This window comes from Micromonospora sp. NPDC004704 (assembly GCF_053601675.1).
Map to the genome: position 1 here is coordinate 1 of NZ_JBSGCD010000057.1, position 13954 is coordinate 13954.

Annotated in this window: 11 protein-coding genes; 5 read left to right on the top strand and 6 right to left on the bottom strand. The window is 69.9% G+C overall.

Annotated elements, in window-relative coordinates; all coding sequences use genetic code 11:
* The first annotated feature begins 219 nt into the window (after nucleotides 1-219).
* The 4 genes from ACWEFB_RS36625 (at nucleotide 220) to ACWEFB_RS36640 (ending at nucleotide 5275) form a co-directional block, all read left to right on the top strand.
* On the top strand, nucleotides 220-1494 hold the full coding sequence (locus ACWEFB_RS36625) for a YibE/F family protein (protein ID WP_452292839.1): 1275 nt from the start codon (nucleotides 220-222) through the stop codon (nucleotides 1492-1494).
* Between the two features lie 51 nt (nucleotides 1495-1545).
* Nucleotides 1546-3504: a hypothetical protein gene (locus ACWEFB_RS36630; protein ID WP_452292840.1), complete on the top strand. Its 1959-nt coding sequence runs from the start codon at nucleotides 1546-1548 to the stop codon at nucleotides 3502-3504.
* Nucleotides 3505-3716: 212 nt separating this feature from the next.
* Nucleotides 3717-5141, top strand: coding sequence for an OFA family MFS transporter (locus ACWEFB_RS36635; RefSeq protein WP_452292841.1), 1425 nt, complete (start codon nucleotides 3717-3719; stop codon nucleotides 5139-5141).
* Nucleotides 5138-5275 (top strand): MFS transporter small subunit, encoded by a 138-nt coding sequence (locus ACWEFB_RS36640; RefSeq protein WP_326559060.1) that lies wholly within the window; start codon nucleotides 5138-5140, stop codon nucleotides 5273-5275. Before ACWEFB_RS36635 ends, ACWEFB_RS36640 begins: the two co-directional genes overlap by 4 nt.
* Here ACWEFB_RS36640 and ACWEFB_RS36645 read toward each other — a convergent pair.
* From ACWEFB_RS36645 to ACWEFB_RS36655, 3 genes are read right to left on the bottom strand one after another with little or no spacing between them, the layout of a single operon-like run.
* Nucleotides 5265-6479, bottom strand: coding sequence for an amidohydrolase family protein (locus ACWEFB_RS36645; protein ID WP_452292842.1), 1215 nt, complete (start codon nucleotides 6477-6479; stop codon nucleotides 5265-5267). The two genes, ACWEFB_RS36640 and ACWEFB_RS36645, sit on opposite strands and share 11 nt — an antisense overlap.
* Nucleotides 6480-6489: 10 nt before the next feature.
* On the bottom strand, nucleotides 6490-7998 hold the full coding sequence (locus ACWEFB_RS36650) for a hypothetical protein (protein ID WP_452292843.1): 1509 nt from the start codon (nucleotides 7996-7998) through the stop codon (nucleotides 6490-6492).
* Entirely contained in the window at nucleotides 7995-9482 is a 1488-nt protein-coding gene (locus tag ACWEFB_RS36655; protein ID WP_452292844.1) for an NAD(P)/FAD-dependent oxidoreductase, read from the bottom strand. Before ACWEFB_RS36655 ends, ACWEFB_RS36650 begins: the two co-directional genes overlap by 4 nt.
* A gap of 327 nt (nucleotides 9483-9809) precedes the next feature.
* Here ACWEFB_RS36655 and ypfJ point away from each other — a divergent pair, with 327 nt between their 5' ends.
* Nucleotides 9810-10709, top strand: coding sequence for a KPN_02809 family neutral zinc metallopeptidase (gene ypfJ, locus ACWEFB_RS36660; RefSeq protein WP_452292845.1), 900 nt, complete (start codon nucleotides 9810-9812; stop codon nucleotides 10707-10709).
* A 97-nt stretch (nucleotides 10710-10806) separates the two neighbouring features.
* On the opposite strand, the gene ACWEFB_RS36665 is transcribed toward ypfJ, so the two are convergent.
* The 3 genes from ACWEFB_RS36665 to ACWEFB_RS36675 all read right to left on the bottom strand — a co-directional run bounded on the left by ACWEFB_RS36665 (nucleotide 10807) and on the right by ACWEFB_RS36675 (nucleotide 13948).
* The gene (locus ACWEFB_RS36665; RefSeq protein WP_452292846.1) at nucleotides 10807-11988 is read right to left on the bottom strand and encodes a carbohydrate-binding protein; all 1182 of its coding nucleotides are present in this window, start codon (nucleotides 11986-11988) and stop codon (nucleotides 10807-10809) included.
* Between the two features lie 143 nt (nucleotides 11989-12131).
* Nucleotides 12132-13025 carry a carbohydrate ABC transporter permease gene (locus ACWEFB_RS36670; RefSeq protein WP_452292847.1) on the bottom strand — a complete coding sequence of 298 codons (894 nt, stop codon included), beginning with the start codon at nucleotides 13023-13025 and terminating at the stop codon, nucleotides 12132-12134.
* Nucleotides 13022-13948 carry a carbohydrate ABC transporter permease gene (locus ACWEFB_RS36675; protein WP_326559067.1) on the bottom strand — a complete coding sequence of 309 codons (927 nt, stop codon included), beginning with the start codon at nucleotides 13946-13948 and terminating at the stop codon, nucleotides 13022-13024. Before ACWEFB_RS36675 ends, ACWEFB_RS36670 begins: the two co-directional genes overlap by 4 nt.
* Between the last annotated feature and the right edge of the window lie 6 nt (nucleotides 13949-13954).

Genomic DNA, 13954 nt, shown 5'->3' on the forward strand with positions numbered 1-13954 from the left:
GACCCCGCCAGACACTGGACTGGGCCACCCCAGCCCAGCGCCTGGCACAACTCATCACCGCTTAACGATTGCACTCACCACTTGACCCCAACGCCCTCCAGGCGTCGCTAACTTCATGATCAACGCGGTTGGCGGCGGGACCTGAGCAGGATGGCGGAGTTGTAGATGCATTTGCATGGACGGGTGGGAGAGGCGGGAGAGACGAGGGCGGGGCGGCGGGTGTTTGTGCTGCTTGCGGTGGTGCTTGCGCCGTTGGCGGTGTTGACGCTGGTGGGGCTGATCTTGCTGTGGCCGGGGGGCAAGCAGGTGTCGGGTGCGAGCCCCGGCACCGCGGGGCGCGACCTCAGCCATCCGGAGGCGACGGTCCAGACCGTCGCACCGTACGAGTGCCCGGCGCCCGGACAACGTACCGGCCCCGAATCCGGTCCCCGCATGGTCACCTGCGCCACCGTGCAGGCACGACTGGAGACCGGCCCGGAACGCGACGGCATCGTGACCGTGGAGGTGCCGGCGGAGTCGTACCGCAGTGGGCTCGAACCCGGCGACCGGATCAAGGTCGTACGGGTCTTCAACCACCAGACCGGCCCGGCCATGTACGCCTTCTACGACTTCGCCCGTACCGTCCCGATCGGCATCCTCGCGGCGGTGTTCGCGCTGCTGGTCGTCGCGGTGGCCCGGATGCGGGGGCTGAAGGCACTGATCGGGCTCGGCGTCGCGTACCTGGTCATCGTCAAGTTCATGCTGCCCGCGCTGCTGGTCGGCGAGTCCGGTCTGCTGGTCGGCCTGGTCGGCGCCGCGGCGATCATGTTCGTCGTCCTCTACCTGGCGCACGGCTTCTCCGCGCGCACCACCACCGCGCTGGTCGGAACCCTGTTCGGGCTGCTGGCCACGGCCGGGATCGGGCTGTGGGCGGCGGGCGCGGCGCACCTGACCGGGCTCGGTGACGCGGACGGGGTCACCCTCGCTGTCTACAACGGACAGGTGGACCTCTCCGGGATCGTGCTCTGCGGCATCATCGTGGCCGGGCTGGGCGTGCTCAACGACGTCACGATCACCCAGTCGTCGGCGGTCTGGGAGCTGCACCAGCTCGCCCCGGACCGATCGGCCCGCAAACTGTTCACCAGCGCCATGCAGATCGGCCGTGATCACATCGCGTCGACCGTCTACACCATCGCGTTCGCCTACGCCGGCGCCGCGTTGCCGATCATGCTGCTGATCAACGCGTACGACCGGCCGGTGCTCGCCGTACTGACCAGTGCGCAGATCGCCGAGGAGATCGTCCGAACGCTGGTCGCCTCGATCGGCCTGGTGCTGGCGATCCCGCTGACCACGGCGGTGGCGGTGGCCGTGGTGAAGGCGGTCGGACACCCCGGTCCCCCGGCACCACTGCCGACACTCCCCGACGACGACAGGAACGACGGCGGCGACAGCGACGCCGGGGAGGTCGCCGAGGATTCGGGGCGAAGCAGGGCGGAGGTCACCAGCCAGGGGTGAGGTACGGGCGGCGGGAACCGGCCGTCGGAGCGCTCGGGTACGGTGACCACCGTGCTAAGTGGACTGGACGACGTCGCCTGGGATGAGCTCGACCACGCCTACGGGGAGGCGACGGACGTACCCGGGCTCCTGCGTGATCTCGCCGGGGGTGACGACGACGCGCTCGGGGAGCTGTTCGGCACGATCTGGCACCAGGGCACCGTGTACGAGGCCACCGCGTACGCCGTACCGTTCCTGGTCGAGTTGCTCGACGCCCCGGGCACCGACACCACCGGCCTGTTGACCCTGCTGGCGGCCATCGCCCAGGGCACGTCGTACGCCGAGGTCCACCAGGACTACGAACCCGCCTCGATCCGGGACAGTCCGGAGCTGTCCGCCCGGATCGAACGGGAGCTGGAGTGGACCCGGGCCGCCCGGAAGGCGGTGGCCGAGGGCGCGCCGACCTACCTGCGGCTGCTCACCTCGGCACCGGAGGAGGAGGTCCGCAGCCATGCCGCGTACACCCTGCGGGCCTGCATCGAGGGGACCGATCCGGCCGCGACGACGATGCTGCACCGGATCGAGGCGGAGGAGAGCCCGGTCGTCCGGGCCGCGCTGATCCTGGCCGCCGGTGGGCTGGAGACCGCCACCCCGCCGCTGATCACCGGTTGGCTCGCCGACCCGGCCGCCCCGCCCCGACTGGCGGCGGCGCTGGTGGCCGTCCACCTGGCGACCGGTTCCTCCGTCCCGCTGCCCGACGGCGTCGCCGAGGTGCTGGAACGCGACACCCCGTTGTCGCTCGACGCCCTGTCGACACTGCCGTGGAGCGCACTCGGCGACGACCCGCTCCGGTGGGTGATCGAGCAGCTCGACGACCAGTGGGACCTGCGGATCCGGCTGCTGCGCGGCTGGATGGGGCACGACAGCGCCGACGTACGCAAGGGCGCGGTGTTCGCGGCCGAGCACCCGATCCTGATCTGGCGGCCGGCGGCGGCCGAACTCGGGCCGGCGCTGGCGGCCCGGCTGTCCGACCCGGACCGTGACGTCCGGTACTGGGCGGCCAGCCTGCTGGCGGACTCCGGCCACGCCGCCGTGACCGCCACGGACGAGCTGTGGGCGCTGGTGACCAGGGAACCGGTCCGGCACAACGAGCCAGCCGCCTTCGCACTGGCCGCGCTCTGCCGGTTGCACGATTCCCGCGCCGCGACCTACCTCGCCGAACGGCTCGCCGCCGACCCGGTGGACCTGTCCGGGCTGGACGCGGCCATCATCGCCATCGGACCGTGGGCCGACGCCTGCCGCGCACCGCTGCTCCGGCTCGTCCCGCTGGCACCGGCCGGGAACACCCGGATCGGGCTGATCGACGCGTTGGGTCGGCTGTACGCCGGCACCGACAACCCGGCCGCCGAGATCGTCCCGTTGCTCCGCCAGGAGTGCGCGACCCATCCGCACATCGCGACCCGGGTCCTCGGCGACCTCGGCCCGGACGCGGTCGACGCGTTGCCCGACCTGTATCCGATGCTGACGCACGACGAGCCGTTCGTCCGGGTCAACGCGGTCCGTGCGATCTGGCGGATCGGTGGCGACCCGGCCCCGCTGCTCCCGGTGCTGCGGGAGATCATCGAGACCGGCGGCCGGGCCGAGCGCGTCCACGCACTCGAACTGCTCCCCGAGTTTGGGCCGGCCGCGCTGGCCCTGTCCGACCTGCTGCCCCCCTTGTTCGGGGCCGACGACGACTGGCTCTCGGTGCGGTCGGCGATCGCCTACTGGCACCTGACCGGCGACTCGGCAACGGTGGTGCCGGCACTGCTGCCCCACCTGCGTACGGGACCGCACGGACGTGCGGCGCTGCGGTGCCTGGCCGATATCGGACCTGCGGCGGGTGCCGCCATTCCGGTTCTCCGCGAGGAGGCGGCCGAGGAGCGGCACGGGCCGACCGGCGGCGGTTCCCCGACCGACGGCGACGAGGAGGACTGGCCCACGGCGTGCGCCAGAACGCTCGCGCTCATCGACGTCGCGCCGGTGAAATAGCGGGGTATACCGACAGCGAACCGGTGGAACGGGCGGCGTCCTGGAACGTACGGGTGCCGCTCGGCTCACCGGTCGGACCGCCCGTCGCGCAGAAGATCACGTTCGGCGTCACCGGGCCCGGCCAGCGGTACGGTTCCGGGCGGTATGCGGAGGAATCATCGGGGTCGGCGTAGGTAGCCGCTCGAGGTGGAACCCCGCACGGTGACTCGGAAATGAGGTGTCACGTGCCATTTCTGTCGGCGCTCGACCGCGCTCACACCGTCGCACCACCCGGCTACAGTCGCTGGCTCATCCCTCCCGCCGCGCTCTCGGTTCACCTGTGCATCGGGCAGGCGTACGCGACGAGTGTCTACAAGAACTCGTTGATCACCCACTTCGACACCAGCCAGACCGCGATCGGCATCATCTTCAGCATCGCCATCGTGATGCTCGGCCTGTCCGCGGCCGTCGGCGGGACCTGGGTCGAGGCGAACGGGCCGCGCAAGGCCATGTTCGTCTCCGCGTGCTTCTGGGCCGCGGGTTTCCTGGTCGGCGCCCTCGGCATCGCGACCACGCAGCTCTGGCTGGTCTATCTCGGCTACGGTCTGCTCGGCGGGATCGGGCTCGGGATCGGCTACATCTCGCCGGTGTCCACTCTGATCAAGTGGTTCCCGGACCGTCCGGGTCTGGCCACCGGCCTGGCCATCATGGGCTTCGGTGGCGGGGCGCTGCTGGCCAGTCCGCTGTCCCGGCAGCTCCTCTCGTTCTACGACCCCGGCTACAACCCGGCCAACGCCAGCTCGGTCGCCTCCGGTGGCGCCCTGGTCGGGCTCTTCCTGACCCTCGGGATCGGCTACTTCGTCATCATGATGTTCGGCGTGGTCAACGTCCGGGTTCCGGCGCCGGGTTGGCGACCGGCCGGCTTCGATCCGGGTACGGTGGCCGCCCGGCCGCTGGTAACCACGGCGAGCGTGTCGGCCGCCAACGCGGTGCGTACGCGGTCGTTCTGGCTGCTCTGGGTGGTGCTGTTCTGCAACGTCACCGCCGGCATCGGAATCCTCGAACAGGCCAGTCCGATGATCCAGGACTTCTTCCGGGAGAACGGGGTATCCACCGTCGCGGTGGCCGCGGCCGGCGGATTCGTCGGGCTGCTGTCGTTGTTCAACATGGCCGGACGGTTCGTCTGGTCGTCCACCTCGGACCTGATCGGGCGCAAGCCGATCTACCTGCTCTACCTCGGTGGTGGCATGGTGCTCTACGCCCTGCTCGCCGCCGTCGGGCACGCCTCGACCGCGCTCTTCGTGCTGCTGGCCTGCGTCATCCTGTCGTTCTACGGCGGTGGTTTCGCGACCGTCCCGGCCTACCTGCGGGACCTGTTCGGCACGTTCCAGGTCGGTGCGATCCACGGTCGGCTGCTGACCGCCTGGTCCGCCGCCGGTGTCGCGGGCCCGCTGATCATCAACGGTTTCCTCGACGCCCAGGGCAAGCCCGGCACGCTGACCGCCGAGGCGTACCGGCCCGCGCTGTTCACCATGGTCGGCGTACTCGCGATCGGGTTCGTGGCGAACCTGCTCATCCGCCCGGTGCCGGAACGGTTCCACGAGCCCGCCGGACCCGCCACCGATGTAGCCGTCGAGGAGAAGGAGCCGAGCCGATGACCGGGAACGAAAACCATCCGACGGTCGGCCGGCAGCGACTGCGCCTGTGGGCGTCCTGGTTGCTCGTCGTGGTCCTGCTCGGCTACGGGGTGGTGCAGACCGCGCGTACCGCGGTGAATCTCTTCACCCACTGAGCGGCGGCCCGGCCGCTCGGTCCGGCGCTGGTGGACGGCGTGATCTCATGCCGTCCACCAGCGCCCAATCGACGACGGCCGGGGCCGCTCGGTCGACGGTCGCCGGGAGCGGTCGGTCGACGGTGGCCGCGGCCGGTCGGTCGACGGTGGCCGGGGTGCTCGCCGGGGGCGGGAGGGAGTCGCCGAACAGGGCCAGGGCGTTCCGCTCGCAGATCGCGTCCCGGACCGCCGGGGACACCCCGAGCCGGTCGACCAGGTCGAGGATGGCACCGGGCTCGGTGTGCGGCAACGGCGGCGAGTCGGTGCCGAACAGCACCCGGTCCGGGCCGAAGGTCCGCAGCGCCAGGTCGATCGCGGTGGCGCTGGGTGTGGCGGTATCGACCCAGATCCGGCGCAGGTAGCTGCTGGGCGGCTTGGCGAGCGCGGTCAGCCGGCGCATCAGCCGGGGCGGGCCCGGTGGGCTGCCGGGACCGCCTGGTCCGCTGGGTCCGCCGGCACCGCTGGGTCCGCCGGGACCGGACGCTGCCGGGCCGCCGTCCCAGTGGCTCGGTGCCATGATCCGGTCCAGCTTCTCGGCGAGCAGCCCGAGCGCGCCACCGGCGGTCGGGCCGATCAGCTTCAGCCCGGGAAAACGGTCCAGCCAGCCCGCGAGCACGCAGCAGGCCAGCCCGATCGTGACGTCGCTGAACCGACCCAACTGCTCGATCAGCAACAGGTGGTCCAGGCCCGCACCGGCCGCCGGCATCGCGGGCGGATGCAGCAGTACGGGTACGTCAGCCTCCGCCGCGAGCGCGAAGAAGTCCTCCGCCTCTGGGGCGTCCAGGTAGCGGCCGGCGACGCTGGTGTTGGCGATCAGCCCGACGAACTGCGGTTCGCGTACGGTCTGGGCGACCCGGGCCAGGTGTGCGGCGCCGCCGAACGGGTTGACGTACACGTAGGCCCGCAGCCGCTCCGGGTGCTGGTCGACCAGTCCAGCCAGCCAGGCGTCGTGCCGAACCAGGTCGCTCTCGCTCTGCGCGTAGTTGTCGACCCCGGCCACCGGCACCATCGCACCACCACCGACGGGGCTGCCGATGATGGTGGTCCGTACGCCACGAGCCAGCTTTCCGGAGATCATCTCCTCGACCTGCCCGAGCGTACGGGGCATCGGAAAGCGTCGCCTGGACTCCGGCGGGCTGATGTGTCCGTGCACGTCGATCGTCACACGGTCAGCGTTATCCGGCTGGCGTCACCGTACCGTCACCATCCGTGCCGTCGGCGGCGGTGACCGGCGTCGGCGTACGGCGGACCGCCTGGAACCGGCGCCAGGCCAGCGCGGCCCCGATCAGCGCGAGTGGTAGCGACGGCACGGTGTAGCGGGGGTCGATCGCCGACGTGGCGACGCTCCCGACGACCATGCCGAACGCCAGCGCCACCCACGCCAACGGGTCGAGATTGTCCCGCCAGGTCGAGGCGCGGGGGCGGTAGAACGCCAGGACCAGCGCCAACAGGAAGCAGAGCGCCACCACGGTCGTCGGCACGGTCGCCACCGCCGAGTAGCGGTGCAGCGGGCCCATCAGCGGATGGTCGTAGTCACCGGCGAGGCCGGCGAACCGGCGCGCGGCCGGGTTCTCCGGTGCCAGGTACGGCACGCAGGTCCCGTCGCCGCTGGCCGGGAAGTCCCAGATGCTCGCCACGCAGGCGACCCGTTCGTTCGGGTACGGCCCCGGCCGGACCGCCCGCCACGTCTCCAGCGCGACCGTCGCCAGGTAGTCCCCGGGCTGGCCGAGGATCGCCTTGGTGGCGAAGGAGCCGAACACCGCGTCCGGCATCTCCACCCACTCCTCCTTGCTCCCGTCACCCCACAGGTACAGGTCCGGCGGAAGTCGCTGGCCGAGTGGCTGGTCGGGGCAGAGCCGGCGCTCCTCTGCGGTCAGGTCGAGCTGTTCGCAGTCGACGAAGGTCATCGTCCGGGACCAGAGGAAACGGGAGCCGTAGGTGCCGAACGAGTACTGGCCGTGGTAGCTCTGGTACCAGACCAGGTAACCGCCGAGGGCGATCACGACAACCGCGACGAAGGCACCCGTACGGCGCCAGTTCACCCGGCGCAACAGCAGGTAGAGCACCGGGACCGCGAGTGCGGCCAGACCGATCGAGCGGCTGAGGGCCGCCCAGGAGAACGCCCCGCCGGCCACCAGTACGGCGACCCAGCCGGGGGTCTGCCGCCAGGTCAGCGCCAGCATCCCGATCAGGACCAGGCTGGTGAACAGCGTCTCGGCGAGCAGGAAGTGCTCGACGGAGACCGTACGGGCGTCCAGCAGGAGCGGGGTCACGGCGAGCGTGGACACCAGCCGGGACACGCCACGGCGTTGCAGGAAGGCGTAACCGGCGACGACCATCGCGAGTCCCATGAGGTGCTGGATCGCGATGATCCGGCGGACCGAGTGCAGGTCCACCAGCAGGCTGAGGAAAAAGCTGTAGCCGTACGGGCGGACGGTGCCGGGCTGGTGCGAGTAGGCCAGCCCCAGGTAACTCTGACTGTCCCCCTGGTACCACAGCGCCGGGTTGTAACCGACCATGACCAGCACCCGCAGGGCGCCGCCGACCACCAGGAGCAGCACCAGCACCCAGTGCCGGCGGAGCAGGTGGCCGGCGTCGCCGGGCACTCGCCCCAACCGGTCCGTCGTCCAGCCTCGCAGTCGTTGCAGTCGCGGGGCGGGCGGCGGCGGGGCGAGGGTGGTCACCGAGCCGTCTGCTTCGGCAGTACGGGCGCGGCCCGACCGGTGCCGTGGTCCCCGGAACCCGAACCGGACCCCTTCTCCTCGTGGTACTCCTCCTCGACGTTGACCTGCCACACGTCGTGGGTGGTGCCGTCGAGGATGTTCTCCGCGGTCAGCATCGCGGTGAGCATCGAGTGGTCCTGGTTGTTGTACCGGTGCATCCCGTTACGCCCGACCGGGTGCACGTTCGGCACCGCCTCGGCCAGCCAGCCCCGGATCGTGTCGACGGCGTCCTCGTACCCCTCGTCGTAGACCGGGTACGCCTTCGGCATCCGGACCACGTACCCGGCGCTGACCGCACCCGGTGCAACCAGGCGCAGCCGCTCCAGTTCCTCGGTGCCGAGCTTGACGAGGTCGTCGTCGGCCATCTCCCAGAGGTCGTCGCCCTCGTTGACGAAGTACTCCAGGCCCAGGCAGGTGAAACCGTCCTGCACCAGGTACGGCGACCAGGAGCCGAAGTTCTGGATCCGGCCGACCCGTACGCCGGGGGTGTGCACGTAGATCCAGTTGTCCGGGAACCCGGCGGCCTCGGGCACCACCAGGGCGATGGTGAGGAAGTCGCGGTAGCGCAGCGCGTCGGCGGCGGCCCGTACGTGGTCCGGGGCCGGCGGGTCCATCACCTTGATCAGCTCGGAGATCGGCATGGTCGACACAACGTGGTCGGCCTCGACCCGGCGCTCGTCGTCGGTGTCGGCCACGGTCACGGCGACCGCCCGGCCGTCCTCCCGGTGCACGGTCTTCGCCCAGGTGTTCAGGGTGACCACCCCGCCGGCCTTGGCGACGTGCTCGGCGGCCCGCTCCCACATCATGCCGGGGCCGAACTTCGGGTACTGGAACTCCTCGATCAGGCTGGTGATGTCCTTCTGGTTCCGCTTGGGCATCAGCGCGTTCACCACCGCGTTGGCCAGTGAGAGGTTCTTGATCCGCTGCGCCGCCCAGGTGGCCTGCAACTCGGTCGCGGGGATGCCCCAGAGCTTCTCGGTGTACGTCTTGAAGAAGATCGAGTAGAGCCGCTTGCCGAACCGCGCGGTGACCCAACCCTCGAAGTGGCTCTGGTCCTTCGGCGGCCGGACCTGGGCCCACAGGTACGAGCCGACGCACCGGACCGCCTCGATGACGCCGAGGTTGCCCAGTGCGTTGCTGGCCTTCAGCGGGTAGTCGAACAGCTTCTCGCGGTAGTGGATCCGGCTCATCCGGGGCCGGAGCAGGAAGTCCTCGTCCGGCAGGATCTCGTGCCAGAGCGCCTCCACCTGGGAGACCTTGGTGAAGAACCGGTGTCCGCCGATGTCGAAGCGCCAGCCCTCACGCTCCACCGTACGGCTGATCCCACCGACCTGGCCGTCTGCCTCGAAGACCTCGACCGAAGCCTGACGTTTGGTCAGCTGGTACGCCGCAGTCAGGCCCGCCGGACCCGCCCCGATGACAACGGTATGAGGGGAACTTGTCATGCGCTGATTCATCACCTTCGACGTATTGTCGGCCACCACTCTGCGGCCGTCCGCCACTCATCGCCGACAGGACGGCGTTTTGGCAGCAGGGGGCGCGACGACCATGACGACCGTCACGAGAGGAGGACAAGGACGCGCGGAATCTAGCATGTCGCCGCTCGGTGCGAGGACCGCCTTGATGACCAGGATGTTTCTCCGCGAGGCATCGGCCAGGGATTACCGATCAGGGCGTCGGGGTATCGCACGGCCATCCGGATCCACTCGTTACGGGACCCGGACAGATCCGGATATGTCAGCAAGCGGTATCCCCGTTGAACTGGAGTCTCGATGGAGCTGAACGAAAACGCGGAGATCGACACCAGTCAGGTGGATGACCGGCGTGGGTCCGGCGGATCGGGCGGGTCGGGCGGGTTCTCGCTCGGCGGTGGCGGCGGGCTGGTCGGCGTCATCGTCACCGTGCTGGTCGCGCTGGTCGGCGGCGGTTTCGGACTCAACGCGCTGACCGGTGGCGACGAGCAGGGCGACAACACCGCGATCGAGCAGCGGTGCGAGGCTCCCGACGCGTTGCAGCAGCTCGACTGCCGCAACACGCTGTACGTCAACTCCATCCAGAGCTGGTGGCAACGCGCGATGCCGGAGAAGTTCGACAAGCCGTACACCGAGTCGGACACGGTCTTTTTCGAGCAGGCGGTGAACACCGGTTGCGGTGCGGCCGACTCGGGCGTCGGACCGTTCTACTGTCCGGCCGACGATCTGGTCTACATCGACCTTTCCTTCTACCGCCAGTTGGCCGAACAACTCGGCGCGAGTGGCGAGTTCGCCCAGCCCTACGTCCTGGCCCACGAGTACGGCCACCACGTGCAGGACCTGCTCGGCACCGAGGCGCAGATGCGCCGGCAGCAGGCCAGCAATCCGGGCCAGGCGAACGAACTGTCGGTGGCGCTCGAACTGCAGGCCGACTGCTATGCGGGCGCCTGGGCGAAGAACGCCACCGGGACCGCCGACGACCGGGGCGAGAAGATCTTCACCAGCATCTCCGACCAGGACATCAAGGAGGGGCTCGACACCGCCGCCGCGATCGGTGACGACGCCATCCAGGAGCGCTCGGGCGGCCAGATCGACGAATCCTCCTTCACCCACGGCAGCTCGGCCCAACGCCAGGAGTGGTTCCGCAAGGGTTACGACACCGGCGACCCCACCGCCTGCGACACCGCCACCGGCCGCTAACCCGTCCCCCTTCCCCGGCGATCTTGCACTTGTGGCGCCCGGATCGGCACACTCATCCGGATTTGTGTGCCACCACAAGTGCAAGATCGTCGAGGTGTCAGCAGCGACCGAGGTCGCGCCACTGGGCGGTCAGGCCGGGCTCGGAGCCCTGGGTCCACCAGTTGGCCTGCCACAGGCGCCCGTTGTGCTTCACCCGGGCGCCCTCCAGGTAGACGGTTCCCCAGTTCCAGGCCGGAGCGGCGGCACAGTTGGCCGGCGGCGCGGTCGTCGGCGGGGGTGTGGTCGGCGGGCGAGTGGTCGGGGGTGTGGTCGGCGGGCGGGTCGTCGGGGGTGTGGTCGGCGGTGTGGTGGTGCAGGTGCCACCGGCGCCCACCGTGTCGACGTGGTTGGTGCCCGCCGCGCGGTACGCGGTGACCCGGTTCTTCGCCTCCGCGGTGGTGATCACCTCGCGGTCGGCGTAGTAGAGGTAGTCGACCTGCTGGATGTACGTGGCCAGCCCGGTGCCGGTACGCCCCACCAGGTCGATGAACCACAGGTTGAAGTTGATCGACATCGGGGTTTCCGGGTAGTAGCGGTCCCCATGGTCGGCGACCTGCTGACCGTCGACGAAGTACTTCACCCGGCCGTCGGCGACCGTGAAGACCAGGTCGTGCCACCCGTTGAAGCTGGCCCGCTGCTCGGTGTGGGTGTTGTCGGCCTGCCACGGCTCGTTCTGGTACGTCTCCCAGGTGGTCTGGTAGAAGATCGGCCCCTGCTCACCCCAACCCCCGTTGGGCAGGTACTCGAAGTCGATCTCGCCGTAGTTCGGGTCGAGGGGTCGGTCCAGCGGGGTGATGGTGAAGAACGTCTCCACCAGGTGGTCGCCGTCCGGTCCGGACTGGGGTGCGTCGGTGAACCGGACCCGGCTGGCATAGGTGCCCTCGAAGAACTTGCGCTGGTGGAGGAACTCGGCCTGGCTGGTGCCGCCGGCCGTACCGTCGGTCTTGGCGGTCAACTGGAGCACCTTCTGCCCGCCGTCGGTGGGGAAGCTGACGTTCGCCGCCGGCCAGGCCGCGCCGGGCACGCCCGGACCGCCGGAGTTGGTGCGTACGGTCCAGTTGCGGGCGGCGATCGCCGGGTCCGACGAGGACGAGTAGGCGAAGTCGTCGAAGAGGACGCCGCAGTTGGCGGCGATGGCTGGCGCGCCCGCCGGGGCGGTGCCGGCCGAGGCGGTCGCGGTGATGCCGGCGAGGGTTCCGGCGGCCAGGACGGCCGCCGCACCGGCCGCGAGACTTCTCACGGTGGGTTTCGTGGACACGGGGTCTCCTCACGGTGGATCAAAGGATGGGTACGGCCGGACGACGATCGTCGGTCGTGGGGGTGCCGGACGGGAGAGCCGGGCGGGCGTGACCTCATCGCCCCGGCGGTAAGGGGAAGCGGGTGCTACCGCACCGCACCGGCGGTGAGGCCGGAGCGGATCTGACGCTGGAAGAGCACGTAGGCGGCGAGGACCGGCAGCATGGCGATGGTCAGACCGGCGAACAGTCCACTCCAGTCGCTGCGGTAGCCCTGGCTGACCGACAGCGCGGCGAGGCCCTGGGCGAGCACGTACCGGTCGGGGTCGGGGTTGAGTACGAGGGGCAGCAGGTACTGGTTCCACAGCCCGAGGAAGTTGAAGATCCCGATGCTGACCAGGCCCGGCCGGGCCAGTGGCAACATCACCCGGAAGAACACCCCGGCGTGCGAGCAGCCGTCGATGAAGGCGGCCTCGGCGATCGCCGTGGGCAGCGTACGGAAGAACGAGTGCAGGAAGAACACGGTGAACGGCAGCGCGTACGCGGTGTAGACCAGGATCAGCCCCGGATAGGTGCCGAGCAGCCCGAGTTGCTTGACCACGAAGAAGAGCGGCACCAGGGCGAGGAACACCGGGAACAGGATGCCGGAAACGAACAGGTAGTAGAGCAGCCGGTTACCGGGGAAGGTGTACCGGGCGAGCGCGTACGCCACCAACGAGCCCAGCAACATGGTCAGTACGAGTGCGGTGCCGACCACGATCGCGCTGTTGACGAAGTAGCTTCCGATCGACGCCTGGGTCCAGGCCCTCGACCAGTTGTCGAACTGCGGCTGCGCCGGCAGCGTCCACGGGCTGGTCAGGATCTCCCGGTCGGTCTTGAGCGAGCTGACCACCGCCCAGAGCAGCGGCACGGTGACCAGCACCGCCCAGCCGACCAGGAACAGGTGGGCTGCGACGTCTCCGGCCCGCCCGGTTCGGGACGCCGGTTTGGGCTGATCGACAGGGGTGACCGGCCGGGCCGGGCGGTCGACGACAGCGGTCATGACAGCTCCACCCGTTCCCGTCGGCTGGCCCGCAACGCGATCACGGCGAACGCGAGGGTCAGGAAGAACAGGGTCACGCCCATGGCGGCGGCGTAACCGAACTTGCCGTACGTGAAAGCACTGCGGTAAAGGCCGAGCCCGATGACCTCGGTGGCACCGTCGGGTCCGCCCGGTCCGGCGGTCATCACCTGCACCACCGCGAACCCGTCCAGGGCCAGTACGCCCAGGTAGACGAAGGCGACCTGGACGTTGTCCCAGAGCAGCGGGACGATGATCCGGCGCAGGGTGGCGAGCCTCCCGGCTCCGTCGAGTACGGCCGCCTCCAGCACGTCGCGCGGGATCGACTCCATCGCGGCCGAGAAGAGCACCATGTAGAAGCCGACCGACGACCAGACCAGGACCGCCATCACCGCCCAGAGCGCCAGCGCGGGATCACCGAGCCAGGCATGGGCCAGCGCGTCCAGGCCGACGGCGCGCAGGAAACCGTTGAGCAGTCCCTCGTTGGGGTGGTAGACGAACTGCCACAGCACCGCGACGATCGGCAGCGAGAGCAACTGCGGGAAGAAGTAGGCGATCTTGTAGAACTCGCCGCCCCGGATCCCGGCGAGTGCCGTGCTGCCGCGCCGGCCGCCGAAGTTGACCAGCGCGGCGAGCAGCAGGCCGAGCAGGATGGTGGCCAACGGTACGACCAGCAGCATCAGCCCGTTGTTGCGCAGTGCCGACAGGAACAGCCGGTCGTCGAGCAGCCGCCGGAAGTTGTCCAGCCCGACGAAGTGCGCCTCGCCGGACACCCCGGTCCAGTCGGTCAGGGACAGATAGAACGCCTGCGCGTACGGGGAGAGCACGAATACCGCGTACAGCAGCAGCCCGGGCAGGATCGCGCCGGCCAGGAACCGGTATTTGCCGTGCCGCATGGCTGCCATGACCCG